The 26,867-nt window shown below is 60.0% G+C and carries 18 protein-coding genes, 1 tRNA gene and 2 pseudogenes; 8 read left to right on the plus strand and 13 right to left on the minus strand.

The features are described 5' to 3' along the window. The 5 genes from RX329_RS32160 to RX329_RS32180 all read right to left on the minus strand — a co-directional run bounded on the left by RX329_RS32160 (position 1) and on the right by RX329_RS32180 (position 6,687). Positions 1–1,506 (minus strand): MFS transporter, encoded by a 1,506-nt coding sequence (locus tag RX329_RS32160; protein WP_085359354.1) that lies wholly within the window; start codon positions 1,504–1,506, stop codon positions 1–3. Then, complete coding sequence (locus RX329_RS32165; protein WP_094183298.1) at positions 1,503–2,531, minus strand: HlyD family secretion protein; 1,029 nt, start codon at positions 2,529–2,531, stop codon at positions 1,503–1,505. The genes RX329_RS32160 and RX329_RS32165 overlap by 4 nt, the downstream gene beginning before the upstream one ends. Before the next feature lie 505 nt (positions 2,532–3,036). Beyond that, positions 3,037–4,464, minus strand: a complete 1,428-nt coding sequence (locus RX329_RS32170; RefSeq protein ID WP_085359356.1) for a c-type cytochrome — start codon at positions 4,462–4,464, stop codon at positions 3,037–3,039. Further along, positions 4,464–6,110: a GMC family oxidoreductase gene (locus tag RX329_RS32175; protein WP_085359358.1), complete on the minus strand. Its 1,647-nt coding sequence runs from the start codon at positions 6,108–6,110 to the stop codon at positions 4,464–4,466. Before RX329_RS32175 ends, RX329_RS32170 begins: the two co-directional genes overlap by 1 nt. Positions 6,111–6,141: 31 nt before the next feature. Further along, a complete protein-coding gene (locus tag RX329_RS32180; protein ID WP_085359360.1) occupies positions 6,142–6,687 on the minus strand; it encodes a sugar dehydrogenase complex small subunit in 546 nt (181 codons plus the stop codon). Between the two features lie 200 nt (positions 6,688–6,887). On the opposite strand from RX329_RS32180, the pseudogene RX329_RS32185 reads away from it, so the two are divergent. Beyond that, positions 6,888–7,242, plus strand: a pseudogene (locus tag RX329_RS32185) (nuclear transport factor 2 family protein). Between the two features lie 275 nt (positions 7,243–7,517). Here RX329_RS32185 and RX329_RS32190 read toward each other — a convergent pair. Continuing rightward, a complete protein-coding gene (locus RX329_RS32190) occupies positions 7,518–7,826 on the minus strand; it encodes a hypothetical protein (RefSeq protein WP_085359381.1) in 309 nt (102 codons plus the stop codon). Between the two features lie 359 nt (positions 7,827–8,185). Here RX329_RS32190 and RX329_RS32195 point away from each other — a divergent pair, with 359 nt between their 5' ends. The 5 genes and pseudogenes from RX329_RS32195 to RX329_RS32215 all read left to right on the plus strand — a co-directional run bounded on the left by RX329_RS32195 (position 8,186) and on the right by RX329_RS32215 (position 16,378). Continuing rightward, complete coding sequence (locus RX329_RS32195; protein ID WP_085385935.1) at positions 8,186–9,322, plus strand: HlyD family secretion protein; 1,137 nt, start codon at positions 8,186–8,188, stop codon at positions 9,320–9,322. Positions 9,323–9,365: 43 nt separating this feature from the next. Beyond that, positions 9,366–10,985 carry an MDR family MFS transporter gene (locus tag RX329_RS32200; RefSeq protein ID WP_317246454.1) on the plus strand — a complete coding sequence of 540 codons (1,620 nt, stop codon included), beginning with the start codon at positions 9,366–9,368 and terminating at the stop codon, positions 10,983–10,985. A 1,055-nt stretch (positions 10,986–12,040) separates the two neighbouring features. Next, complete coding sequence (locus tag RX329_RS32205) at positions 12,041–13,441, plus strand: cytochrome ubiquinol oxidase subunit I (RefSeq protein WP_085359362.1); 1,401 nt, start codon at positions 12,041–12,043, stop codon at positions 13,439–13,441. After that, positions 13,438–14,448 carry a cytochrome d ubiquinol oxidase subunit II gene (cydB, locus tag RX329_RS32210; RefSeq protein WP_085359364.1) on the plus strand — a complete coding sequence of 337 codons (1,011 nt, stop codon included), beginning with the start codon at positions 13,438–13,440 and terminating at the stop codon, positions 14,446–14,448. The genes RX329_RS32205 and cydB overlap by 4 nt, the downstream gene beginning before the upstream one ends. 584 nt (positions 14,449–15,032) lie before the next feature. Continuing rightward, positions 15,033–16,378, plus strand: a pseudogene (locus RX329_RS32215) (IS5 family transposase). Between the two features lie 341 nt (positions 16,379–16,719). On the opposite strand, the gene RX329_RS32220 reads toward RX329_RS32215, so the two are convergent. Continuing rightward, complete coding sequence (locus RX329_RS32220; RefSeq protein ID WP_317244815.1) at positions 16,720–18,330, minus strand: OprO/OprP family phosphate-selective porin; 1,611 nt, start codon at positions 18,328–18,330, stop codon at positions 16,720–16,722. A 604-nt stretch (positions 18,331–18,934) separates the two neighbouring features. Here RX329_RS32220 and RX329_RS32225 point away from each other — a divergent pair. Both RX329_RS32225 and RX329_RS32230 read left to right on the plus strand, forming a co-directional pair. Beyond that, a complete protein-coding gene (locus RX329_RS32225; protein ID WP_143273928.1) occupies positions 18,935–19,252 on the plus strand; it encodes a DUF3551 domain-containing protein in 318 nt (105 codons plus the stop codon). A 98-nt stretch (positions 19,253–19,350) separates the two neighbouring features. Next, entirely contained in the window at positions 19,351–19,701 is a 351-nt protein-coding gene (locus tag RX329_RS32230) for a hypothetical protein (RefSeq protein WP_085358246.1), read from the plus strand. A gap of 75 nt (positions 19,702–19,776) precedes the next feature. On the opposite strand, the gene RX329_RS32235 is transcribed toward RX329_RS32230, so the two are convergent. The 6 genes from RX329_RS32235 to RX329_RS32260 form a co-directional block, all read right to left on the minus strand. Continuing rightward, the gene (locus RX329_RS32235) at positions 19,777–20,607 is read right to left on the minus strand and encodes an extracellular solute-binding protein (protein ID WP_085358244.1); all 831 of its coding nucleotides are present in this window, start codon (positions 20,605–20,607) and stop codon (positions 19,777–19,779) included. Positions 20,608–20,662: 55 nt separating this feature from the next. Further along, positions 20,663–20,759: transfer RNA gene (locus RX329_RS32240), tRNA-OTHER, on the minus strand. A gap of 453 nt (positions 20,760–21,212) precedes the next feature. Continuing rightward, complete coding sequence (gene tnpC, locus RX329_RS32245) at positions 21,213–22,877, minus strand: IS66 family transposase (RefSeq protein ID WP_085357270.1); 1,665 nt, start codon at positions 22,875–22,877, stop codon at positions 21,213–21,215. 45 nt (positions 22,878–22,922) lie between these two features. Beyond that, positions 22,923–23,270 (minus strand): IS66 family insertion sequence element accessory protein TnpB, encoded by a 348-nt coding sequence (tnpB, locus tag RX329_RS32250; RefSeq protein ID WP_085357271.1) that lies wholly within the window; start codon positions 23,268–23,270, stop codon positions 22,923–22,925. Next, entirely contained in the window at positions 23,267–23,668 is a 402-nt protein-coding gene (tnpA, locus tag RX329_RS32255) for an IS66-like element accessory protein TnpA (RefSeq protein ID WP_085357272.1), read from the minus strand. The genes tnpB and tnpA overlap by 4 nt, the downstream gene beginning before the upstream one ends. Positions 23,669–24,357: 689 nt before the next feature. Continuing rightward, on the minus strand, positions 24,358–26,778 hold the full coding sequence (locus tag RX329_RS32260; RefSeq protein ID WP_240543203.1) for an ATP-binding protein: 2,421 nt from the start codon (positions 26,776–26,778) through the stop codon (positions 24,358–24,360). Positions 26,779–26,867: the final 89 nt, after the last annotated feature.

Genomic DNA, 26,867 nt, shown 5'->3' on the forward strand with positions numbered 1-26,867 from the left:
TCATTTGACGCTAATTGGCTGGCGGGGCTTGTGGAGAAACAGGACGAGCGGACTGACGATCAGCATGGCAAACATCAGGATCTTGAACTGGTCGATGACCGCCACAACAGCCGCCTGCTGGGTGATCATGCCATTGAGCGCGGCAAGATCTGTCTTGGCGATTGAACCCGCGACATGTGCTGCGGCGCGGTAGGGCGTGAGGTTCTTGGCCAGCGCCAAATGCATGGCCTGGGTGTTGTTGTAGAAGAAGATCTGGACGACCGCGATCCCGATCGTGCTTCCATAGACCCGCGACAGGCTCAACAGGGCAGTGCCTTCGGGGCGGAATTTCGGATCGAGCGCGCTGAACGCCACCTTGCCGAGCGACGGAAGCAACATGCCGAGACCGGTACCCTGAAGCAGAGTCGCTGCGACGACCAGTCGCTGATCCATCACAGGTGAATAGCCGAGCATCAGCGAATTGGCATAGATCACCGCCGCCATACCGCCGAATATGAATAGCCGGTTGTCGATTCGTGCCGGAGCGAAGCCCATCAGCGCCACCGTGCCCACGAGCGTGACACCGCGTGCGAGGGTCATGTACCCGGTGGTATCAACCGGATATTCGAGCAACTCCTCCAGCATCGGCGAGGTCAACGCCAGGGTCGGCAGCAGGACGAAGCCTACGGCAAAGAACATGATCGTCGAAAGAATGAAGTTCCGATCCTTGAAGAGCGCCTTGTTGAGAAAATGCACGTCCGTCGTCATGACGTGCACGATGAAAAGATAGAATCCCAGCATCGAGACTGCGGCTTCGGTCCAGATTTCCGCCGAGGCAAACCATTCGAGGCGTTCGCCGCGGTCAAGCACCATCTGGAGGCCGATCATGCCAACCGATAAGGTCGCCAGGCCGAAGAAATCGAAGCGCGGGTTCTGCTCCGTTCTCTTCTCGGGGAGGAGCAGTGCCACTGTCATGGAGATGAATGCTGCCATCGGCAGGCTGAAATAGAAGATCGAGCGCCAGCCGTGATATTCACTGAGCCAGCCACCGATGCTGGCGCCGCTGCTGATGCCGAGCACGATGCACACCGACCACACCAAGGTGATCCGGGCATGACGCGGCTGCGGCAGCACATCCAGCAGGGTAGCCAGAGACAAAGGTGCGAATGCGCCACTCGCGGCTCCCTGGACCATCCGGGCGAACACGAACTGGAGGGACGTCGTCGCCAGCGTGTTGAGGATGAGGCCGACCACGAAGACAGCGAGTGCCACCTGATAGACCGTCTTGCGGCCATAGCGCCCCGCGAGCCAGCGCGCCATTGGCATGACGGCGGCGCCCGCCGCCATATAGGCCGTAAATACCCAGCCGACCTCGTCGTTGCCCATCGACAGCGTGCCCTGGATATGCGGCAGCGCCGCATTCGGCAGCGAGATGTTCACCGCCTCCATGTAGGTCGCCATCAGGGCTGCCACGGTGATGGCGTGATGGCTCCCGGTTGCAGCGCTCGCTGGGAGGGACGCGCTCATCTGGCCGCCTCCGTCGCGAGCACGAACTGGAGCGGATGGCGCCAGGTGCGGCGATGGCCGGTGTCGACCCGAGCGGTCACGCTGATGCCGGAGAACAGCGGCCGGTTCGGATCGACCTCATCAAGCTCGAGGCGCACCGGCAGGCGCTGGACGACCTTGACCCAATTGCCGGTCGCATTCTCGGGCGGCAGCACGGCGAAATCGGAGCCGGTACCCGGACTCATGCTGACGATATGAGCCCTGAACGTACGATCCGGATAGGCATCGACGTCGATCGTCGCCTCCTGGCCTGGACGCATGTGAGTGAGGCCGGTTTCGCGGAAATTCGCCTCGATCCACACGCGCCGGCTCGACAACAGCGAGAACACGGGCGCCCCCGCATTGACGAAGCCGCCGACCTGCAACTCATCGACCTTTGTCACGATGCCGTCGTCGGGCGCCCTCACCGTCGCATAGGACAGATCGAGCCGGGCGCGGTCGAGCTGCGCCCTAGCGGCGCGAACCGTCGGGTGGCGGCCGATATCGATGTCCGGATCGCCATTCAACGCGACGACGGTGCTGGCGATCTGCTGTTCGATGGACGAGATATGCTGACGGGCGACCTTGAGATTCGTCTCGGCGCGCTCGTAGACCGCGCGCGGGGTGAAATCGGAGGCGACCAGCGCCTTCTTGCGGTCATACTCGCGCTCGTCATAAGCCGCCGAATCCCTGCCCGATTGCAGTTCGGCCTGTTGTTGGCGATAGGTCGCTTTTAGCGCCTCAATTTGCAGGCGCGCGCTGCTGAGATGCGCCTCGGCTTGATCGACCGCAATCTGGTAGGGCTCCGGATCGATCCGGAACAGGACCTGGCCCTGGCGGACCCGCTGATTGTCCTCGACGGCGATTTCAACCGCCTGCCCGGCAACCCGGGCGTTGACGGTCACCTTCGCCGCGCGAACGAATGCATTGTCGGTCGAGACGTAAGGTTCCGCAGCGAGGTAAACAGCGGCGGCGATTGCAGCTACCAAAATTGGCACTGCGAGCATGAGGGGCCGGCGCGACGCCGCGATCCGGAACAGTTGTTGCAGCGGGACTGCGGACCATCGACGCCGATTTTGAAGCCCGTTTCCGCACGGCGCTTGAGAAAGGTGAGTTGAAGCATAATGCGGATCCCTCCGCACTTGCGGTCCTCGCATCAGCCACAATGCACACCATCGCGATCCGCGCCCGTACCGGCGCTCGCCGCGCCGAACTGAGTGAGATTGCCCGGAAGGCGGTGACGATAATCTGCGGATGAGATTCCGTGAAGCGTCGACCAACGGTTGCCCGCTAGGCGATGAGGATGGCTCGTACATTGTCGTTCTTCCTCCGCTGAAGGATCGACGCACTCTGCAAGCCGTTGGGCGTGCGCGGCTATAGAACCCTCGGCGGACGCCGGTCATATCAAGGTATGAACGCCGCTGCTGCTGACCCGGATTGGCAAGCGTCAGCCGCTTGCATGACAATCCCAAGCGCGCAGCGCCACGCACACGGCGCGTTGCGCGCGACACATCAGGCGACACGTCTTCGTCCGAGGAAGATCAGAAGAGCAATGCCCAGAAACGCAAGGGTGGCTACGGCTATCATGCCGAAACGCGCGAGTGCCAGCAGCGGAGAGGAAGGACCGCCGCGGCGCGCCTCGGCGACCTGTTGTTCAGTCATGATGGTATCGGCTGCCCCATATTGGGCGAGCACATAATTGCCCAGCGCCGCAATGTTGAGATCGCTGAGTGCATTGGCGTCGGTCGTGCGCCCGCCGAAGCCGGGCATGAAGGCCTGTCTTCCCGACGTCGTCCGATTCACGCCGTATAGGATCGTCGCAACCAGGTTAGTCGCGTTCTTCGCACCAGTGGCCGAGTTCCAGAACAGGCTGGGATAGTAGCCATCCTTGCTGCCTTGACCTTCAGCCGAATGGCAGGAGGTGCAATTGCCTCGAAACAGCTCTGCGCCGCTGGCAGCGGATTCGCTATCGGATCTGATGGCGGCGCGTCCGCGCAACCGTCCAAGCTCAGAGGACATCTGTCCAGCCGTGAAGCGGGAAGTGTCGACGGCAGGGTCCGAGACGGCCGGAATGCTCTTTATGTAGGTCGCGATGGCGTCGAGGTCCGTGGCTGCAAGGTGCTGAAAGCTGTCTTCGACCGCTTCCGCCATGCTTCCGGCCGCCTGCGCCTTTCCGGATAGATGTCCCGTGCGCAGATACACCACCAGATCTGCCTTAGTCCAGCTTCCAATGCCGCTTATCGGGTCCGACGTGATGTTCGGCGCGTACCAGGCGCCGACCTGTGCGCCCGACAAGGCACGGCTCGCGTCCTCCTGCATCAGAAAGCCGCGCGGCGTGTGACAGGTGCTGCAATGCGCGGCGCCCTGCGCGAGATAGGCGCCCCGATTCCATTCCGCCGACTGATGCGGATCCGGCACGAAGGCTGCCGTATCCAGGAACAGCAGGTTCCAGCCGATCATCGACGCGCGGACGCTCGTCGGAAACGGCAACTGGGTCTGCGGCGAGCGCTGTTCGACGGGCTTCACCGCCAGTGTGAAGTACAGGTAAAGCGCATGCGCATCATCGTCGGTGAACTTGGCATAGGACGTGTATGGCATCGCAGGATAGAGGTTGGCGCCATCGCGTCGAACTCCGCGACGGAGCGCCCGCGAAAATTCTTCCTCGGTGTAGCGGCCAATCCCGAAATCGGCCGACAGTGTGATATTGGTCGAATAAATGGTTCCGAGCGGCGTCGAGATGGCCAGCCCGCCAGCGAAGGGCTTGCCTCGTGGTACCGTGTGGCAGGCGCCGCAGTCAGCGGCAACCGCGAGATATTCCCCGCGTTTGATCGCAGCAGCCGTTTGCCCCGGCGAATCAGCCACCTGACAAAAGCCGGTCGCAGCGATTGTGGCAACACAGACGAGCAGCGCGCCGAAGTGCTGACTGGAGTTGCCCATCATCAACCATGCTTGAGTTGATTGGTGATCGCGTCAGCCGCCTTCAGCGCCAGCGCCGTCATCGTCAGCGTGCTGTTCGAAGCCGTTGCGCTGGGCATCGCGCCGCCGCCAGGCAGGAACAGATTGGGGTGATCGTGCGCTCGGCAGTCGGCATCCACCACCGCTGTCGCCGCTTCCGCCCCCATAATGCAGCCGCCCATGATGTGGTCGCTGTTGAGAAACTCGGGCGACAGTTGGAACTTGGTAGCGCCGAGTTCGGCAGCCAATTGCTGCAGCCGCGGCACGGTGTATTCTTTGGCGCTTTGGCGCACGTAATCGCCGACGTCGTAGTGAATATTCGGCTTGTTGATGCCGAGCCAATCTTTCTTGCTGGACAGCGTCAAACGGTTGTTCGCGGAAGGCAGTATCTCGTGCTCCACGGTCAACCTTGCAGTGCAAGCGGAAAGCCGCCGGATCTCGCTATCCAGGGCCTTGCCAACCAGACCTTTTTTCAGCGCGGCCGCCGCACCTAGGGGGCTGCGGGCGAAGTTCTCCATCCGGAACATCGCTCCGGCGTAACGGCTGCGGAATTCGCCCTGCGTGGTATTGAGGATGCTGCTGCTCTGAACCGGACCGACGCCTGTCCACAGGGGTTCTTTGAGCTCCAGCTCCGCTGTGAGCTTCGGCTGATCCATCATGTTGCGACCAACCTGATCGGAGCTGTTCGCCACACCGTTAGGATTGCGCTCGTTCTTTGAGAGCAAAAGCAACTTTGGCGTCTCAATACCGTTGCAGGCAATCACAAAGATCTTGGCCGTGACCCTGTGCGAGCGCTTGTCCGGGTCGAAATAGTGAACCGCCTCGACCGAATTCTTTTCGCCAGTCTCGATTCGATAAGCGACCGCATTGGCAAGGATTTTGCCGCCTTTGGCCTCGATCTTTGGCAAAGCCGTAGCCGCATCGTACTTGGCGGCGATCGGGCATACCGGAAAACAGTTGTTGTTGCCGCAACACGCCGGCCGGCCGTCATACGAAACGCCGCTATTGCGAGCTTGAGGCGCCGGCAGGTTGATCATCCCAATTCTCGCGGCGGCCTCGGTAAAACGATGCTCACCGGGACCGAAGGGAATTGGTCCCATCGGATAGGGTTTTGAGCGCCTGCCATTTGGCGGCCATTGCAGCGTTGGATTGGATGGACCGCTCACGCCGATCGCGTATTCCGCGCGCGTGTAGTAGGGCTCGATAATTTCGTGGCTGAATGGCCAGTCCCGGCCGACTCCATATAGGCTTTTCAGACGCATGTCCTCGGGCGTCAGACGCCAGCAGATTCCGGCCCAGTGCCAGGTCGCGCCTCCCGCATAGCGGACATAACCCTGGAGATACGCCCGGGCATTCGGTCCTTCCAGCTGAAGGTATTGCTCGTGCTCATTGGCCGTCCGCGTCTCGAGATGCGGCGCCCACGGCTTCGGTGGATACGGCGCATTCCAATGAAACAGCCGCAGGCTTGGCGGCAGGTTCCGGAAATTTTCGACAATTCGCCAGCGATCGACGCGCGGACCGGCCTCGAGCATCAGCACGGACAAACCGGCGTCAAGAGCCTCTTGCGCGATCAGGCAACCCACAACCCCGGTTCCCACGACGACGATGTCTGCACTGTATTCGCTCGCCATCTGGATAATTCCTCTCTCGGGAGCACCGCGTTCAGAATTCAGGCATATTGCTCAGTGGGGGCGCCTCAGCCGTCCATCCATTCGGTCCGGAGATCGCGTAGGACGGAATGGTCATGATGTCCCTCGTCGGCTGATACATGAGCGCATGTTCGTAAGCGAACACCTCGGCATCGGGAGCGTCGGTTACGACGCCGAGATACCAAGCGGAAATGATCGAAAGCGCGGCATCCTTCAGCGGGCCGTCCGGAACATCGGCAAAGAAATCCTCAACGACTCGCGCGTTCCTCTCTCGTGCGATCGCAAGGAGCCCGTCGATTTGCGGTGACAGCGACAGATTCAGCGCGCCCATCGCGGCCGCCATGCGCTTCCCGACCTCCGCGTTGAGACGGTGCGCAACCAGCAGTGACGAAATTTCCATGAACCGCGCCGCAGCTTGATCGGGCGACGAGGTCGGCGCCGCAAGGGCGGGCACCGCTGGGAGCGCGGCAATTCCGACGACTAGCAGCCCACCTACCAGTAGCTCGCGGCGAGCGAGACTGAATGCCGAAGGAGAATCGTCGCGGTACCGGTCACGCATATGCGTACACCTCGCTGTCAAGAGCCATGGCGCTATTGATCCTGCAAGCCACTGGCGTGTTCGGCCATACAACGCTCAGCGGAGTGCGATCATATCAAGGTATGAGCGGACATCATGAGGCGACGACCGGCGCGATCGATAACAGCGCCCTACGCGCGAAATAGCAGGATTGTAGCGCGACGCGAAGGTGGGAGGATGAGATGGATGATCGAACTGTACGTATCGCGCTGGAGCGTCATTGGGATGCTTCGGACGCCAGCGATTTCAAGGTCGAACACGAAATCTACCGTGACGATGCCGTGCTTGATTACCCGCAATCGGGAGAGCGGATGGCCGCGGCGGAAGCGTTTTACGATCCGGCGAATGATCGGCGGCGGCGATCTCTGGGTCACTGAATTCGTGCTTACCTATGATGGCATACCATCCTACGCGGTGAGTATCATGGAGTTTCGCGACGGATTGGTAGCCAACGAAACGCAATATTTCGCCGGCCGATTCGACCCCGGACCCTCGCGTGCACATCTTGTTGAGCCATTCGTCACCACAAACCCTTAGGATCATCAAGACCTAAGCCCGGAGCATCGATAGCGATCTATGAGAGCGCGGATCTGCGTTGCCCCCGCTATTGTGTGTAGTGCGAGGCTGAACACAGTCTCCCAAGGGCGAACTCCTTGTCCGCTCGAATGTGCGGGTCGTGGGCGGACGTTCCGAGCGCCGCACCGCCCGTGATAGGGCCGCGCTGTGACGTCCTTTCGACTACGATACGCGCATATCGTTCAAACCGTCGTCAAGACTAGATATCGCATCTGGATCGAGATCCAAAACTCTGGCTAATCCAGTTTGTTCGAAGGAGAGCCGTGTTCTTTGGGATCATTCTCCGGAACAACTAGTACCGGAGCTTCGTCGTATCCTTTTCGGCTACTGTAGAAAACAAGTGCCATTAGGCCAAAACCAACGGCGAGGGAAACAACAACTCCGACTGCCATCGCGATATAGCCTGAGATTGGCACATCGACGCCATCTGCGAGCCTCCAGCCCAGATAGGCAACAACACAGGTGGCAAGCAAAAGCGATACCAGCACAATCAAGATGATCCATGAGGCAACGCCCAGGCGCGCCGACATAGTCGGCTCATTCATGCTGCGGTCCCTGCTTCCTATGCTCCCCATCGAACAATCCTCCCGGCATTTTGCCCGCGCGGTTGAGCCACTTCTGCTTCACTTCGCCGGCCCTCCCATCTCGCTTCGGTAATGCCGCGGCGACGCGCATCAAAGCACCAACGTCAGGACAACCGCGGCACGCCACAAATAATGAACGCCCGCTTCTTTCAGTCCATCCGACGATCGGAAGATCTCGCTCACATCAACGTATGACTGATCGGGGCTAAATGTATGAGTGAATCCCGCGCGCTCTGTCCGCTAAGACGTATGTAATGGCCTTAGAGATGTCCGCTATTCAGATTGAGCTGAAGCCCCGCCTTCAAGTTTCGGAGGATGCCATGTCGACCGTTTCCTTTGCTGCTGAACAGAACGCCAAAGCCAGCCTTCGCCCGTCTCGGCAAGGGATCCGGCGGGCGGCGCTCGCGCTTGCCGTAGTGTTCGGCCTCGTCGGAACCGCTTATTTCGGTCACTACTATCTCACCACCGGCCGCTATCTGGAAACGACCGACGACGCCTATGTCAAAGCCGACTCGACAATCATCGCACCGAAAATCTCGGGATACATTTCCGAGGTACTTGTTGCCGACAACGAGCAGGTTGCGGCCGGCCAGCCTCTGGCCCGAATCGACGACCGCGACTTCAAGACCGCGCTGAACCAGGCCAAGGCTGACGTTGCGGCCTCTGCAGCGGCGGTGAAGAATCTCGAGGCGCAGATCGAATTGCAGGAGCCGCTGATCCAGCAGCAGGCGGCCGAGGTCGATGCGTCTGAGGCCAATCTGAAGTTCGCGCAGGAAGAACGCACCCGTTACGACGGGCTGATGAAGTCGGGTTCGGGCACCGTGCAACGCGCGCAACAGACCGATGCCGCCTTGCGTGCGCAGTCCGCTCAACTACAGCAGGGCAGGTCAGGTCTGATCGCCGCCAACAAAAAGGTCGAGGTACTGTCAACCGAGCGTGCGAGGGCGGTTGCGCAGCTCGACCATGCCCGCGCCCTCGAGCAGCAGGCGGTCCTGAATTTGTCTTATACGCAGGTGACCGCGCCCGTGGACGGTACGGTCGGCGCGCGCTCCCTCCGGGTAGGACAATATGTGCAGGCCGGAACCCAGCTGATGGCGGTTGTGCCACTGGATGCGGTCTATGTCGTCGCCAATTTCAAGGAGACCCAGCTCACTCATATGCGCAATGATCAACCGGTGGATCTGTACGTCGATAGCTTCCAGTCCACGAGGCTGAAGGGCCATGTCAACAGCTTGGCGCCGGCGAGCGGCCTGGAATTTACGCTGCTGCCGCCCGACAACGCGACTGGTAACTTCACGAAGATTGTGCAGCGCGTGCCAGTCAAGATCGTGCTCGACGATACGAGCCTGAAAGGCCTACTGCGCCCGGGCATGTCGGCTGTGCCGACTGTCAACACCAAATCGGCCGCGGTCGCCAAGCGCGAGGCCGAGAAGCGGCTCGCGTCGGGCGGCCCCTAGTCCGGACCTGAACGAATGCGCCCTCGCACGCGAGCAGACAATGATGACCGCACTGCAAACTACCGTCGACATCAGTTCTGCCAGCGAAGGTGAGCCAACCGTCGTACCTGCAGCCGCTCCTGCCGTCTCAGGAAAGACCTGGCTCGCAGTGATCGGAGCCACGCTTGGCGCCTTCATGGCAGTGCTCAACATCCAGATCGTTAATGCTTCGCTTGCGAATATTCAGGGCGGTATTGGCGCGGGGATCGATGATGGTGGCTGGATCTCGACCTCGTATTTGATCGCCGAAATCGTGGTGATCCCCCTGAGCGGCTGGCTTGCCCAGGTGTTCTCGATCCGCATCTACCTCCTGACCAACGCCATACTCTTCTTGGTGTTCTCGGCGGCGTGCGCACTTGCTCAAACCCTGCCGCAGATGATCGCGTTACGTGCCGTGCAGGGGTTCACCGGCGGCGTGCTGATCCCATTGGCCTTCACGCTGATCATCACATTGTTGCCGAAGGCGAAGCAGCCGATCGGCCAGGCGCTGTTTGCGATCTCCGCGACGTTCGCGCCGGCCATCGGGCCGACGATCGGCGGCTATCTCACCGAGAACTGGGGCTGGCAATACATTTTCTACGTCAACATCGTGCCGGGCGCGATCATGATCGGCATGCTCTATTTCTCGGTGGAAGCATCGCCGATGAAGCTGTCGCTGCTGCGCGACGGCGACTGGCTGGGCATCGTCACCATGGCGATCGGACTTGCGGCGCTGCAGACCGTGCTGGAAGAAGGTAACAAGGATGACTGGTTCGGATCGCCCTTTATCGTGCGCTTCGCCGTCATTGCCGGGATCACGCTGCCGCTGTTCGTTCTCATCGAACTGACCAGCAAGAAACCGCTGCTGAACCTTCGCCTGCTGTTTCGTCGCAATTTCGGCTTCGGCGTTCTCGCCAACTTCCTGCTCGGCGTTGCCTTGTACGGTTCGGTCTACATTCTTCCCGTCTATCTTTCGCGCGTCCAGGGCTACAATTCCGAGCAAATCGGCGCGGTACTGGCCTGGACCGGGCTGCCGCAGCTTGTGCTGATTCCGCTGGTGCCACGGTTGATGAACCGCGTCGATCCGCGCATCATGATTGCCATTGGATTTGGGTTATTCGCCGTTTCCAACTTCATGAACACTTACATGACCAACGACTATGCCGCCGATCAGCTGTTTTGGCCGAACGTCGTCCGTGCCGTTGGTCAGGCCCTGATGTTCGCTCCGCTCTCGGCGGTCGCAACTGCGGGCATTGAGGCCGCCAATGCGGGGTCCGCGTCCGCGTTGTTCAATATGATGCGCCAGCTCGGCGGCGCAATTGGCATTGCCGGACTGCAGACGCTGCTGACCAAACGCGAGCAGTATCACTCCAACGTACTGTCGCAATCGGTGTCAGTGCTGGAACAGGCGACCCGCACCCGAATCGAGGAGCTCACGCAATATTTCATGAACCACGGCGTCAGTGATCGCGTTGATGCAGCGTACCGCGCATATGTCGCGATCGGTCATATTGTGCAGAAGCAGGCGTATATCCTTGCCTTCAGCGACACCTTCTACGCACTGGGCGCGGCGCTGATAGTTGCGATGGTGGCGAGCCTGCTGCTCAAAAAGGCTGATCGCCTCGATGCCGGCAGTGGACACTAGAGGTTTGCAGCGATTATCCGCGCCTTGGCGCAACAACGTGGCGGCCGGGCCGACCCTTCTTCGCCGTGGTCTGAAGGTCTCTTGCAGCGGGGAGAGCGCGGCCTTCCGGGGATCGCGGCTCTGCAATCATGTCATTTGAAGCATCGTCGCGGTTCGGCGCCACGGCATTCACGCGCACGTCCCCATTCCACCTCCAAGTCATTGTGAGGCCGACCAATCCCCCTTGCGAGGCCGCGTAGTTGGCGGCCGGGCTGGCCGCCCTTGGCATTAATGGAGGCGATGGTGACGATCGCGCCGTGGCTATGTGCGAGCAGCACCTCGCCGGCGGCGCGGCAGGTGTAGAACGCGCCTTTTCGAGATTGATGACGAGCTCCTCGGAGAACGTCTTGTCGGGCGATCTTGATGCAGGGCGACCAACCGATCTCCGAAGTCGCCGATAGCTTCCGCGGCGGCCGCGCGCGCGATACCCGGCACGGGGCCGCTCCGTCGGACCGGCCAAGGCGCTCTCCCCTTTCGCGCGAAACACGGCTCCGGCATCGGCCGACGAGACGCTCAGTTGCCAAAGGCGTCTTCGCTGACTGAACGATCGACTCGCTGGCGTATCTATTTATCTCACAGGATCTTGAGCAATCCCGCGGGAGCCGACCTGCCGCGCGGGCCACTCTCGGGCCAAACCGATCATATCAAAGTATGAATGCGCCATATTGTCCGATGATTGGCACAGCAGACAGAGGCACTCTACGCTGAAGCGAGTATCCGCCACGGACGGTCGAGTGTCAGATGGCTTACCAGAACAGAGAAAAATGCGTCAGCCGATGCTTTGAATTGACGCGATGGAGCGCGCGTGCCTCTCGGAGAAATGCGCGGTAACTACTGAAGACCCCGGCCCAAGTTCATCAATGACCGCGCAGATTTGAATTTGTAAGCGCCAATCGTGGCCGATCGGCGCAGATAAAGTTCCGAATAGGGGTGCGTCGTCATTTAGGCGTCGTTCCGTATGAACGCCGAGATCGGCCGTTGGCAGCCACTCGCAGTACTATTGGAGCCGCACAAAAATGGACTTTGATCCGGTACTTCTATCTCGCCTGCAATTCGCCTGGGTAATCGGGTGGCATATTCTACTTCCGGCATTTACCGTAGGGGCAGCCGCGTACATCGCTGTTCTCGAGGGGTTTCATCTTGCTACTGGCCGCGAGGTCTATCTTCGTGTGTCAATGTTCTGGATCCGCATATTCTCGGTGGCCTTCGGAATGGGCGTCGTAACCGGCGTGGTGATGCCGTTTCAACTCGGCACTAACTGGAGCCGTTATGCTGATGCTACATCGAACGTTCTCTCACCGTTGTTCGCCTATGAGGGCCTGACGGCCTTCTTCCTCGAAGCGGGGTTTCTCGGCGTTCTGCTGTTCGGACGAAAGGTGGTACCCCGCTGGACCCACTTTTTCGCCGCGCTGATGGTTGCCACGGGCACGCTGTTCTCGTCGTTCTGGATCCTGTCGGCCAACAGTTGGATGCAAACCCCGGCGGGATACGAAATCATTGATGGCCGTTTCTATCCAACGGACTGGATAGCGATCATCTTTAATCCGTCTTTTCTCCCAAGGTTGGCGCACACCGTCGTCGCATTCTTCATCACTGCAGGTTTTGTCGTACTGGGAACCGGGGCCTATCTGATCCGACGCGGACAATTTTTGGCGGAAGGGCGGACGATGCTGTCCATGACGCTTTGGCTTCTGACCGTGCTGGTGCCACTGCAGATTTTTCTCGGCGACCATCATGGTCTCAATACGCTGGAGCACCAGCCTGCAAAGCTGGCGGCGATCGAGGCACGTTGGGATACGGCTCGCAAGATTCCCCTGACACTGCTCGCGATCCCCGATGAGAGAACGGAGAGCAATCGAGCCGCGATCGAAATTCCGGGTCTCGGAAGCCTCATCCTAACCCACAAACTCGACGGCGAAGTCAAAGGTCTCAAGGACTTCCCTCCCGATCAACGGCCCCCTGTTGCGATACCCTTCTTCGGATTCCGGATCATGGTGGGATGCGGCATGCTGATGCTCGGCGTCGTGCTACTCGGTGGATGGTTACGATGGCGCGGGCGACTGGTGGAGACACGTCGGTTCTTGCTTTTGTGCCTCCTCGTCTCTCCGATCGGGTTCATCGCTGTGATCGCAGGCTGGGCTGTTACCGAGGTCGGCCGCCAGCCTTGGACCGTCTATGGCCTGCTTCGAACGGCCCAATCCGTCTCGCCGTCCTTGACGGGCCGCGATGTGGCAATCTCGCTGCTGGCTTACACGACCGTCTATCTCATCATGTATCCCGTCGGATTATTGTTGATGCTGCGTATTATACGTGCAGGACCGGGGTCTCCGGCTGGCGACGTTGCAACGATCGCGGCGGGCAGGCCCGAAGCCCCCGTGCTGGCAGGCGCGGCATTTACGGAGGCGCGTGAACCATGACGCACGTATTGGACTTTGTACCGATCTGGACGTTAATCCTCGGGATGGCCGTGTTCTTTTATGTTCTGCTCGACGGCTTCGACCTTGGCGTAGGCATTCTATACGGCTTTGCACCAAACACCGCCGCGCGCAATGTTCTCATGAACTCGATCGCGCCTGTCTGGGATGGCAACGAAACCTGGCTCGTTTTCGGGGGCCTCGGCTTGTTTGCGGCATTCCCCCTCGCCTTCGCCATCATCATCCCGGCAGTCTATTTTCCGATTCTGGTGATGCTGCTGGCGCTGGTGTTTCGCGGTGTCGCCTTCGAGTTCCGGTTTCGCGACTCGGAGCACAAAACAGTTTGGGATCATGCTTTCAGTTTCGGATCTGGTGTTGCGACCTTCGCGCAAGGAATGGTGCTCGGGAGCATTATCCAAGGGTTCCAGGTTAGCGGTAGGGTATTCGCCGGCTCATCGTTTGATTTCCTGACGCCGTTCTCGATCCTGACGGGGGTCGCCTTACTGTTCGGCTATGGATTGCTTGGCGCGGGCTGGCTGATTCTCAAGACCGAAGGAGATTTGCAAGAGAGCGCCCGCCGTCAAGGACGCGTTTGCCTCATCGGTGTCCTATTAGCGATTGCGATCGTCAGCGTCTGGACGCCGAGCATGAACCCAGCAATTGCCGCGCGCTGGTTTGCGCTTCCAAACATCCTCGTCTTGGCACCGATTCCTATTGCCACGGTTACCATCGCAATTTTTACCTGGCGCGCCTTCGATAGCCGCTCGGAGGTCTTGCCGTTCGCCGGGGGCCTAGGCCTTTTTGCTCTTTCCTTTTTCGGAATTGCGATCAGTCTTTATCCAACAATCGTGGCGCCCCATCTCACACTTCGGGAGACCGCATCCTCCGATCGGACGCAGGCATTCCTGCTCGTGGGGGCTCTCGTGTTACTTCCGACAATCTTGATGTATACGAGCTGGTCCTATTGGGTATTTCGCGGCAAAGTGCGATCCGATATTGGGTATCACTGAATCAATCCCGACAAAGGGACAACTGAGACCGCGCGAAACCCCGCTCATCGCCGATCAATCTGGCCCATGCAGAAGTGGAGAAGCTCAAGGCCAGAGCAAGCCCCAGCCGCGGCCGATGATCGTCGGATCCGGTGCAAACGCCTTCTGAGGTGCGCGGGTGATGAGGCCGATCAGAAATAGCGCCGCGATTGCGAACCGAAGCAAACTCGAAGCCGTCAATATAGGCCAGTACGTTAGCCTCCGTGTGCACTAGAGCGGGAAGAGTACCGAGCGCACGTTGCGGCGTACCTGCAACCCCGTCCCTATCAACGCCGCACCGATCTCGGTGCGGTCCACCGTCCGCTGTTGCGCGCATATTTACGCAGTTGTATCGTCTTTTGATTCGGTGGTGCCAAATTGCCTAACTATTGTCACGTAGTCGTCCGTGAACAAGGTTCTAAGCGATTGAGCAGGAGTCTCTTTTTCGGATTCGAGGCGGTTTGAGATTGCAGGGAATGGGAGGTTGAAGCCGCCAAACCCTGCAATTTCGCTTTTGGATTCCCTTTCCCTGCGGACCATGATTCTGTGGTGCATCGGAGGGAACGATGCGGCCGAAGAAGCACAAGACGACGGGATCGAACGATCTGTTCCGGGCGCGGCTGGACCAGATCATCAATCTGAAGCACGAGTTGGTTCTGCTTGCCGGCAAGATCGATTGGGACTGGATTGACGGCGAGATCGCGCCGCTCTACAGCGAGAACGGCCGGCCCGGGATCGAGACCCGCTTCATGATCGGGCTGTTGTTGCTCAAGCATATCTACGGGCTGTCCGATGAGGGGGTGTGCGAGCGCTGGGTCCACGACCCTTATTTCCAGTTCTTCACCGGCGAAGAGTTTTTCCGGCACGCTTTCCCGCACGAACGCTCGGACCTGAGCCATTGGCGCAAGCGGCTCGGCGACAAGCTGGAGCTGCTGCTGGCCGAGAGCCTGCGGGTGGCGCACGAAGCCGGCGCCTTACGCAGCCAGGACCTCAAGCGCGTCACGGTCGACACCACGGTGCAGCCGAAGGCCATCACCTTCCCGACCGACGCCAAGCTGCTTCATGCGGCCATCCAGGGCCTCAACCGCCTGGCGAGAAGGCACAGCGTCAGGCTCCGGCAATCCTATTCTCGCGTGGCCAAGGCCGCTGCGATGATGGCGGGCCGCTACGCCCATGCCAAACAGTTCGGGCGGCATCAGCGGCAGTTGCGTATCCTGCGCAGCCGGCTGGGCCGGATCATCCGCGACATCCGTCGCAAGATCGAGGGCCAGCCAGCCCTCGAGGAGGCATTCGCCCTTCCGCTTGGCCGAGCCAGCCAGATCCGCTCCCAGCAGCAGCGCCAGCGCGGCTGGAAGCTCTATTCCTTTCATGCCCCGGAGGTGGAGTGCATCGGCAAAGGCAAGGCCTCAGCCCCTTACGAGTTCGGCGTGAAGGCCTCCATCGTCACCAACAATCGCCGAGCTCCCGGCGGCCTGTTCGTACTGCATGCCAGCTCGCTCCCGAAAATCCCTACGACGGTCACACCTTGCGGAACGTCATCGACCGGACCGAGACGCTCACCGGATGTCCGATCGAGCGGGCCTATGTCGACAAGGGATACCGCGGCCACGATGCTCAAAATCCACGTCGCGTCTTCATCTCCGGCCAAAAGCGCGGCGTCTTCGGCGTCATCAAGCGCGAGCTGCGCCGCCGCTCCGCCATCGAGCCCATCATCGGCCACATGAAGACCGAAGGTCACCTCGGTCGCTGCTACCTCAAAGGCCGTGCCGGAGACGCCGCCAACGTCATCCTCTCAGCCGTCGGCCACAACTTCCGCCGCATCCTAGCCTGGCTCAGAGAACTCTTGTGCCTGTTCCTGGTCCGACTATGCCGCGTGCTGGCCGGTCCAGCCCCGCTCAATTCGCCTTCTTAACGGACGACCACGTAGCTTCGGCCAGAGCAATCCGGCAGGATCCTCTGGACGCACGCCAGAGTCACATTGCGAAAAGAACGTCCACGTCTGCCCATGGCTGAGGGACGCAAAACTCCTTCATGATGAACACGCGAAGCGATACTGACCCGCCGATCATCAACGCAACCACAGTGCCCGATCCGTCGAGCCCATTTCGCCGGCGCAGTTCGGCATAGAGGATCCCGAACTAGACACACGAATGAGCGGCGCCCCGCCCGCTGCCGCTCCAGCCGTCGTTGAACATGACCACGAAATGGTTCGGCCGCGGAGAGAACTCCGAACCAGTTTGTAAAGAATGTTTTTTAGAACGCGAACTGCGTCCGCATCGCCACGGCGTCGAACCTTGAGCCGACATCGGCGGTCGAGACCGGCGATGCCTGCTTGGAGATACTGCCATGCAGGTAGTCGAGCATGAAGCGGACGTTACCGTTGACATACCAGTTGAGCGCGAGCGTGTAGACGGTCTGGCGTCCGCCGGTGATGCCATTGGCAGTCGCGAGCTGATCGTTGAGGTCGATCTGGCTCACGCGTCCGGCGACTTCCCAGGCTCCCCAGCCGCCGCCGTCCAGCGAGAACGGATGCGCCGGCTTCACGCCGTTATAAGCGGCATTGGCCGCGTTGTAACTACGACCTTCGCCTGTCAGAACGTAGCCCGCCTGAGCGTAGCCCCCGTGGAATTTGAGGCTCGACGCACCGACCAGCGGCACGCCGGTGTTGGCGGTGCGATCGACATTGTACCAGAAATACTCGCCCTGAAGGATCAGCGGACCGTAGGTCGCGGCCCACTCGAGGCTGTACACCTGCGCGCCCGAGACATTGGCGATCGCACCGGTGGACACCAGCGTCGTCGGGTCGAGACGCAATTCCGGACGGTCGCTCAGCGTGACCGTCTGCGTGTTGGCGATGAGATTGCGCGGCGGCTGGATCAACCACTGCGCATCGGCGCCGAGATGCACCGAATAGTCCTTGCCGCTGATGGGATTGCCTGCAACACGGGCGACGGCGCCATATTGCTCGCTGGTGCCGGCTGGCGCGGCGCTCGAGGCGGAGTGGATCGCGCCCGTCGCTGGTCCGGTGACATAGCCGCCGATCCAGAGCTGGTCGTTGTACCACCGCGTGCCGGCCGCGGAGCGGAAGTCGCCGGCGGCGATGTTGGTGGCGATGATGCCAGGCGAGGCCCGCTCCATGAACATGATGTCGTTGGAGCTCGTGGCTTCGTCCAGCGTATAGGGCAGGTCCATGATGCCGGCTTCGACCGCCATCCTTCCGCCGAACGGCTTCAAGCCGGTGTAGCTGAGATAGGCGTTCTCGATACCCGAGACCCCGCCGCCGGGCAGCGATCCCGGAGCTGCCCCGCCAAATCCGTCGGAGGTGCCGCCGAAATCGTAGACCAGTGCGAAATTCCAGTCGTTGAAAAATTTCCCGGCGAGCCCGATGCGGGCGCGGCGGACGTTCTCGCCGCTATCGAGCCTCTGTGGCACGGTGGCCGCGGTGTTGGGGCGGTAGTTGTAGCCGCCGATGTCGTAGTGTACGCGCCCCGTGATCGCGACGCAATTCGCTCCTTCGGCAGTGCAGATGGTCGGCCGGTTGTTCGGCATCGTCACGACCACGCCGGACGCCGGTGCAGGGCTCTTGACCGCGATCGCCGCGTTCGCGTTGGCCACGACGGCCTTCGCTTCAGAGCGGGCTTCAGCCTTAACTTGCGTCTTCACTTCGGCCTTGGCCCTCGCCGCGGTCACCGCGTTCGCAGCCGTTTGGCTTTGCAGCCTATCGAGCTTCTGCTCCAGCATCTTCAACTGCTGCTTGAGCAGTGCGATCTCTTGCTCGCTATTGCTCGTGGACTCTGCACAAGCTTGCGTGGCCACCAGGGCACCGCAGAGACACAGCGATGATGCAAATGTTTTCCTGAGCACGTCACATCCCCCTGCGTTTGACAAACTTTCCACCTTCATTCGGCCTCGCGAACGAGATTCGCAATAGCCTCAGGTCCCGCCGACCTCCTGTGTGCCCTACGCCACACGTGGAGTGACCCTATTGCGCCTACGAAAAGGAAGTGCGCCTCTCAGAACATTGCGCCGCGTCAACTTCAACGCGGTGGGAGATTCGTCGCGGTACTGGTTGAGCATACATCTAGCCCTCGCGGCCAAGAGTTATTGGCTTCGCAACGATCGTGTCGTGTGCTCTCGTACCGATCCATACAACATTCGCAGGAAGTCGCTCATATCAAGGTATGACTGACTATAAACGAAGCGACTATGGCAATCTCCAGCCCATTTACGAGACCGCGGCCCGAACTCCCTCGTTTATAGCAATTTAGCGCAGCCTATAATGGCCCGTAGCCTCGAGCTGACATAAATGGCGCGCTTGCATTGCGATAGCGGCAATGCCTACGACGGCGGCCCTCGTTCCAACAGGCATTCTCAACTATACCCGCGTATTAACTGCATTAAGCCGATAGACGATCGATTTCTCTTCGCCGTATGACCAGGTTGGTCGTTGGATAATGAGGAGATTCCGATGAAGAGTATTCGTTGTTCGGTGTTGACGGCGGCCGCTGCGCTTCCAATTTTTCTTTCCGCTTCTTTGTTGGGCCAACCGGCATTGGGGCGCTCGGCCCCGCCGGCTGATCATTACTGCATGGTGTTCTATACGCACGGTTCAGATTGCGGCTTTACGAGTGAGAAACAATGCTGGGCCACCGCGTTAGGACTCGGGGCCCAGTGTTTTGAGACACCACCGTCAACGAGTGCCGCAAGTCTTTATGGGAGCGTTTCGATGGGGATTCGGGACGCACATGCAGCATACGCAAGGCCAAGTCGCCACGGAAAGCAGTAGTTGTCGGCAGGGAGCTGTTCTGCGGCCAATCGGGCCAGCCCCGCCAGAGATCTGAAACGGTGGCGTGACGTCGCGAGGCGAGATAGGAGTGCGCAACGATGTTGGAAGGAAGAATTGCGGCGATCGCGCTCGGTATAACCGTATTCGCGGCATCGGCCGCTGCACACGATGACGGCCGGTTCGGAAGCTCACCATTGAAGTCATGGTTTGAAAGTCTTCAATCCGGCTTTGGAAAGTGCTGTACGGACGCTGACGGGTACGTGGTATCCGATGTGGATTGGGACTCCTATCGAGGTGGTTACAGGGTGCGTATCGAGGACGAATGGGTTGAAGTACCGGGTACCGCTGTTGTGACAGAACCGAATCGGTTCGGCCGTACGATGGTCTGGAAACACTATATCGACGGGCACCCACACGTCAGGTGCTTCATGCCCGGGAGCATGAGCTAATAGCGTTAGCGATTTCCAAATGGGTGATGGGCAAGACGCCGGGGCTCGTTCACTGAGGTACGGAGCTAGTTGGCCTTAGGCATTGGGATCGTTTGCATTGGGATAAAACAATTGTTGACCGCCAATTTTGAACTCGGCGATTGCTTTTTGGCCATCAGGCGAGGTTAGCCAATCTATAAACCGCTGACCCGCCTCTTTATTGACCGACGGGTACTTGGCGGGGTTGACCAGTATGAGACCGTATTGGTTGAAGAGCCGCTTGTCGCTTTCAACCAAGATCGTAAGATCGCCGCGATTTTTGAAAGCCAACCAGGTGCCGCGGTCTGAGAGTACGTATGCGTTCGATGACGATGCATTATTCAACGCCGCTCCCATGCCCTGGCCTATCTCTTTGTACCACGCAGCACGGAGGCCACTGAGTTCGACGCCTGCTTCTTTCCAGAGCCTAAGCTCGGCAAGGTGCGTGCCGGACCGATCGCCCCGCGAAATAAAGGCCGCGCCTCTGTCCTTTATCGTTTCTAGCGCTGCCACAACGTCGCGGCCCTTGATACCTGCCGGGTCGTCCTTCGGGCCGATCAGTACGAAGTCATTGTACATGACGGGATAGCGCTTCAGACCGAAGCCTTCGGCCACGAACTTGTCTTCAGCTGCTCTGGCATGGACAAAGACGACGTCGGCGTCGCCGCGACGTCCGGTGTCAAGAGCCTGCCCGGTACCTTGCGCAACCACCTTGACTTGGATGCCAGTCTTCTCCTGAACAATGGGCAACAAATAACGGAATAGGCCTGAATCTTCTGTCGAGGTGGTCGACGCGACAACAATCGTTTGACCCTCGGCTCTCGCGTGACGGCCCACGATCGCCAGTGAAACCAATGCAACCACGAATAACGCAAACAAATGCTTCATCTCGGATCCTCTCAAGGCTGGAGACGGGCCCCTACGCATCATCGTTTCGGAAAGGTGGCGGAAGAGAGCGGGAGTTGAACCCACCTGAGACAACCTCTCAATGCCCCACTCGGCTTTCACTCCGAGCGTCCCACCAGGGACGGTTCTCTTCCCTCGTCTTTGTTCGCCATGGACCTCATCGACACTCGACCACCAGATAAAAGTGTGAGAACCACCGGTTGATGGATGCGCCATTTACTGGGCGCATTGCCATCCTCGCCGAGGTCCGTCCGGACGCCCAAATCTCTCAAACGTAAGCGTAGCCGCACTTCGAGCTCGAATCCCTTATACGTTGATATGATAGCCCTTTGCCGATCGTTGAATGAGCGCACGCGAAGGTCGCCGCTACTGTGCCTTGCGCTACCAGACCAGAGGAACGGGACTGGTTTGCTTTGGTTCTCGGCGCAGCCAAAGGCTGCTCTCCAGTTCGGGAAATTTGAATGTGATAGCGGCTCGAACAGTCGTAGCCACGTGCATCCTGGCAGCTGCGTACGCATACGACGAAGGCCGCCTGATTGACACATGCGCGCGAGCGCGGCGAGTTCTACGATGGCGTTGCGTGAAGGTCAGGCGGCTTGCTGATCGGCGGACTTGCCGGCTTGGTGCAGGAGCTTCCATTCCCAGGGCAGCAGTTCGCGCAGCCGCGACGCGGGAAGATCGGCGATCCGGGCGAGGACGTCGGCGAGCCAGGCCTTTGGATCGACGTCGTTGAGGCGGCAGGTCGTGATCATCGTCAGCATGATCGCGGCACGGTCGGCGCCACGTTGGCTACCAGCGAAGGTCCAGTTGCGCCTTCCCAAGGCAATGCCTCTCAATGCACGCTCAGCGCAATTGTTGGTCAAGCAGATCCGGCCATCGTCGAGGAAGCGGACGAAGTCGTCCCAGCGCTTGAGCATGTAGTTCATGGGCTTCAGGACCTCGGCGGAGCGCGAGAGGCTTTCTCGCTCGCGGAGCAGCCAGTCATGCATGTCGTCGAGCAGCGGCTTGCTCCGCTCCTGGCGCACGGCACGCCGCTCGTCGGCACTACGGCCGTTGATGGCGCGCTCGATCTCGAACAACGCATCCAGACGCCTGACCGCCTCCAGCGCGATCGGGGAGACCGGTTTGCCCTTGCGGCCTTCCCGGGCGGCTTTCTCGATGTCAGCCAGTTCGAAGAATCCCCGCCGCGCATGGGCCAGGCAAAACGCCGGCGTGATCGGCATTGCTTTCCTTTTTGGGTCGAACAACGGCTCGAAGCCGCCATAGCAATCCGCCTGCAGAATGCCGGCGAAGGCGGCCAGATGCTTCTGAGGATGTTCGCCCCGTCGGTTGCCCGAGGCATAATAGACCGCCGCCGGCGGCGCAGGCCCGGCGAACGGCCGGTCATCCCGCACATAGGTCCAGATCCGGCCGGTCGTGCACTTGCCCTTCGCCAGGATGCGGATAGTGGTGTCGTCGCCATGAAGGCGCTCGGCCGCGAGCACATGACGCTCGATCAGCTGGAACAGCGGCATGACGGCGAAGGTTCCGTGGCCGACCTGGTCGGCCAGCGTCGACAGCGGCAGGTCGATCCGCTCAGCCTTGAAGCGCACGCTCTGGCGATTGAGCGGGATATGCATGCCGAACTTGTCGAACAGCATTGTCGCCAGCAATTGCGGACCGATGAAGCCGCGCGGCGTGGCATGGAACGGTGCCGGCGGCTGGCTGATCTTCTCGCAATCGCGGCAGGTGAACTTCTCGCGTATCGTCTCGATCACCTTGAAGCGACGCGGGATCTCCTCCAGCGTCTTGGTCACATCCTCTCCGACCTTCGCCAGCCGAGATCCACCGCAGCAGGCGCAGCTCGTTGGAGCCTCAATGACGACGCGCTCGTGTTCGATGTCGTCCGGCCATGGCTGGCGAACCGGCCGCTTGCGCATGAAGGGGCGAACGTTCTGCGTCTTCGCTGCTGCGGCCTGCGCGGCAAGCTCATTCTCGGTCGCCGTGGTGGCGAGTTCTTCGAGCTCCAATTCCAACTGCTCGAGTAAACGCGCCGTGCGCTCGGAGCGCTGCCCGTGCAGTTCGCGTTTGAGCTTCTCGATCCGTAGCTCAAGATGAGCGATCAGCACCTCGCTGTCCGATAGCTCCGCCCGCGCGTTGGCGGCATCCGCGACTGCCACATCGCGTTCAGCCTGCAACGCCTCGCGCTCGGCCAGCAGAGCAAGGTAGGCTCTCGTGAGATCCGAAGGAAGGTCGTCCGGCTTCGATGTCATGACGCCATTGAATCAGATCGAGCATCAGATTCAAACCCAAAACGATTATCCGACCCGCGTCGGCCGCTGGGTTTCTTGCGGATTGCGCCAATCGATCCCGGACAGCAGATAGCTCAACTGCGCCAGCGAGATCGTTACCGCTTCACCGGCAACCGATGGCCAGATAAACTTTCCTCTCTCGAGTTTTTTTGTGAACAAGCAGGCTCCCTGACCATCGTGCCAGATCACCTTCACAAGATCGCTGCGGCGACCGCGGAAGACAAACAAATGACCGCTGAGCGGTTCTTTGTGCAGCACCTCCTGCACTTGGAGGGCCAGCGACGGAAAGCCTCTGCGCATATCCGTGTAGCCTGTCGCCAGCCACACTCGCACATTCCCTGGTACAGCAATCATCGGCGTCCAAGCACATCGAGGACCCGCGCCAGCGCCTCCGGATCGACGTGCGCATCCACCCGGATGCACCGTCGGTTGCCGAGATCGATCTCTATCAATCCAGTACGTGCGGCTGCCGCCGAGCGAACTCGGCCATCAACCGTAGGCAAAAGCTTCGCAGTTTCTTCAGTCGAAGCCGCTACGGCGGCGATCTGCACCGGCGTAAAAGATGGTGCAACTTGTTCCGATGTCCGTGCTTGTCGACGCCAGGTAAACACCAGGCTGGCCGCTACTCCGTTGCGCCGCGCAACCTCAGTTACCTTCGCGCCCGGTGCCAACGTCTCCTCGACAATCCGTGCCTTGTCGTCCTGCGACCAACGCCGCCGCCGCTCCAGCCCGCCTAAAACCTCGACCCGCATCGCCTGATGACCTTAAAGCTAGACTTAAGGTCACACGCTTCGCGAATTACCAACCCTCACGCAAGACGGCCCCCATCGGAGGCGTACGCAGCTGCAGCGCTGCTAGTGAAAGCTGATGGCCGGAGCGCTACCGTTCGTATATCGGATGATCCTGGAGGTCGGATCGGAGATTACGTCGTGAGATACCAGGCCCTACGCGCGGCCAATGATAGGATTATAATCGATGGATATTGTGCGTCGGCCTGCACAATCGTTCTCGGTGCCATTCCACAGAACAGGATTTGTGTGACGCCTCGTGCGGAGCTACTTTTTCACCGGGCCTATGACGCAGGGCCGCATCACAGCAGATTGTCCAACAGAGCGGCCACTGAGAGCCTTTACTCAATGTATCCGGCGAAGGTCCAGCGCTGGATCGACCGGCATGGGGGACTAAACCGGCGCGGCGTGCTGTTGAAGGGACGTGCGCTCGCGGCGATGTATCGATTATGCAGTGTCCATCGTGAGCCCACCCGCAAGGTTGACCTTAACTCTAGCAGCCAGATTCAATATCCTTAAACCACGGCCAAGCTGATCCCCGCGATGCGCGCCGCTCGGCGGCGCGGAGCACGTAGGAAAACGGACGAAATCGGCAGATGGCGATGTCGGTCGTGGCCAAGGCGCTGAAGAGAACCCGAGGCACCTGCTTGATCTCAAACGAGAATTGCGCCGAGTGACTTCAGCAGTGAGGCGGCCTCAATCAGATCTTTGGTCGCGTAGCCTTCGGTGAACCGTAAGTAAATCGGTTCGAGCAGTTCGCGTGCCTCGTCCTCCCGGCCTTGCTGCTGCCTCAAGCGAGCCAAACCTGTTGCCGTCCTGAGTTCCAGGGATACGGCGCCCTGCTTGCGAGCCCAACCGAGTGAGCTACTGAACAGAGCCTCGGCCGATAGAGTCAACCTTGGTTCATTTAGCCTGAGGAAGAATTCGCCTTTGATCCGCAACAACTCAGCGACGTACCAGCGGTCCTCATCCCTTTCAGATTGGTCAAGAGCCTTTTCTAGCGTCGCCAAGGCCTCGTCCTGATTACCCGAGCTGAACAATCCCATAGCGAGGCTGCCAAGGAAGAAAAGGTATTGGCTTTGATAGCCTGATGTCGCGAATCCATTCAGGCCTTCGCGAAGGAGGGACAGACCCTGGATCGTGTCGTTGCTCCGAATCGCCGAAACTCCTGCATAGCACTGCCCCCACACGCGCATTGGTCGAAACGTTTCTGCCCACTTAAACATTCTTGAAATCAGTTCATTAGCGAACTCAAAATCCCCGCGCTCCAGTGCAACAGGGCACAGGCCGAAAGCCACAATACTGAGAAGCGAGAAGTCGTCCCCTAGCTCGATCGCATCATCAAGCGCACGGTTTCCAACTGTCATCGACTGATCTGGGAACCCTAAGAGCCAGAGAATCTTGCTATAAAATGCCCCTGCAGCCACGCGTTGGTCGAACTGATATCGTTCAAGGTGAAGACGGCCGGGCGGAGCGACATAGCCGCGAAGCATGTTTTCAATGTGTGACCGCGCTCGGACCTGGTCGCCCAAGATATGCAGGGTCACTCCTACAATCCTCTCCCCAACGAAACGATCGGCCGGCTCGACAGCTTCGTCAGGAAGTGAAGCCAAACGAACAGCGGCTTGCAAGGCACCTCGGTAGTCGCGGTTGAAATAGCGACCGATCCAGAGGCCCCACAACGCCTTGAGCCGATACTCGGGATCGTCCAATTCCTCAGCCAGCTCTGCGACCCGCGACCAAGCACCATCGATCTTCGATCCGTCTCCTGTCGACTGCATGTGCGCAACTGCCAGTGCGGAGAAAAGGCGCAAATTGCGGCCCGAATCGCGGCGAGCGGCCGCTTTGTCGATGAGACTGACCGCCTGTTCAAGCCGTTCCCTGCATTCATCGATCAGAAGATGGTGAATCCAAACGGGGGCAACCGCCTCGGTGAGATCGACCGCCAGGGTCGGGTCTCCACCATCGCCGTAAGCCCAATCAAGTGCCGCGCGAACGTTGTCGATCTCTCGGAAGCCGCGCGCCAGGTCTCCCTTTGATAACTCGTTTGATGAAGGCGATCGTGCGCCTGACCTCAGCATGTTGAAGAGATCGCGAAAATGCGCTGCATGGTCATGAAAGGCGGCATCAGCCTCCCCATGCTCGACGAGCTTCTCGATTGCGTAGGCCCTCGTCGTTTCTAGCAGCTGCCAGCGCGCGGCACCCTGGGTTCCGCTTAAGACGATCCAGGACTTCGAGATGAGATTGGCGATGCCGTCCGTCGCCGCGGCCACATCGAACTCTGCATGTGTCATCACAGCGGCGGCAGCTTCGATCGTGAATCCGCCCGAGAAGACGGCAAGACGGCGCAGCAAGCGTCGCTCTGCGTCCGAGAGCAAATCATGGCTCCAATCCAGGGTCGCGCGCAGTGTTCGATGCCGAGGAAGCGCGGTGCGACGTCCGGCAGTCAAGAGCGCGAACCGATCTCGCAGGCCGGCAGCCACCAGTTCAACCCCGAGAACCCCGGCACGAACCGCAGCGAATTCGATGGCGAGTGGTATACCGTCGAGACGTCGGCAGATCGTGGCAATCGACACAAGGTCATCAGCACTCGGGGAGAATCCCGCGTTCAGCGCTTTCGTTCTGGTGACGAACAGCTCCACGGCGCTGTGGTCGAGTATGAAGTCGGGTGCTGCTTGTCCTGGCGCGGGGACGTCGAGCGGCGGAACGCGATAAACGGACTCACCATTGATTCGTAAGACCTCGCGGCTCGTTGCCACAATCGTGGTACGCGCGCATGACCGAGTGAGGCTCTCGGCAAGGTTGGCCACAGCATCGATGACGTGCTCGGAATTATCGAGCACAAGCAGAATGTGTTTCCCCCCAATAGCACGAGCGAGCGAATCCGTCGAAATATCACCCCCGAGTTTCAGCCCGAGCGTGGCGGCAATCGTGGACGGCACGAGATCAGGGTCGGACAGCGAGGCGAGTTCTACTATCCACCCTCCGTCTTCAAAATCGGGCAAGAGGCTGCGGGTGGCTTCGATCGCGAGCGAGGTCTTTCCAATTCCACCGGGACCCGTGAGGGTTACCACCCGATACGCCGAGACAAGGTCTCGCACAGACTGCCCAGCCTCAGCTCGGCCGACAAGCTGAGTAATCAGCGGGGGAAAATTATTCGCCG

The sequence above is a fragment of the Bradyrhizobium sp. BWC-3-1 genome (assembly GCF_032917965.1).
Lineage (GTDB): Bacteria > Pseudomonadota > Alphaproteobacteria > Rhizobiales > Xanthobacteraceae > Bradyrhizobium > Bradyrhizobium canariense_D.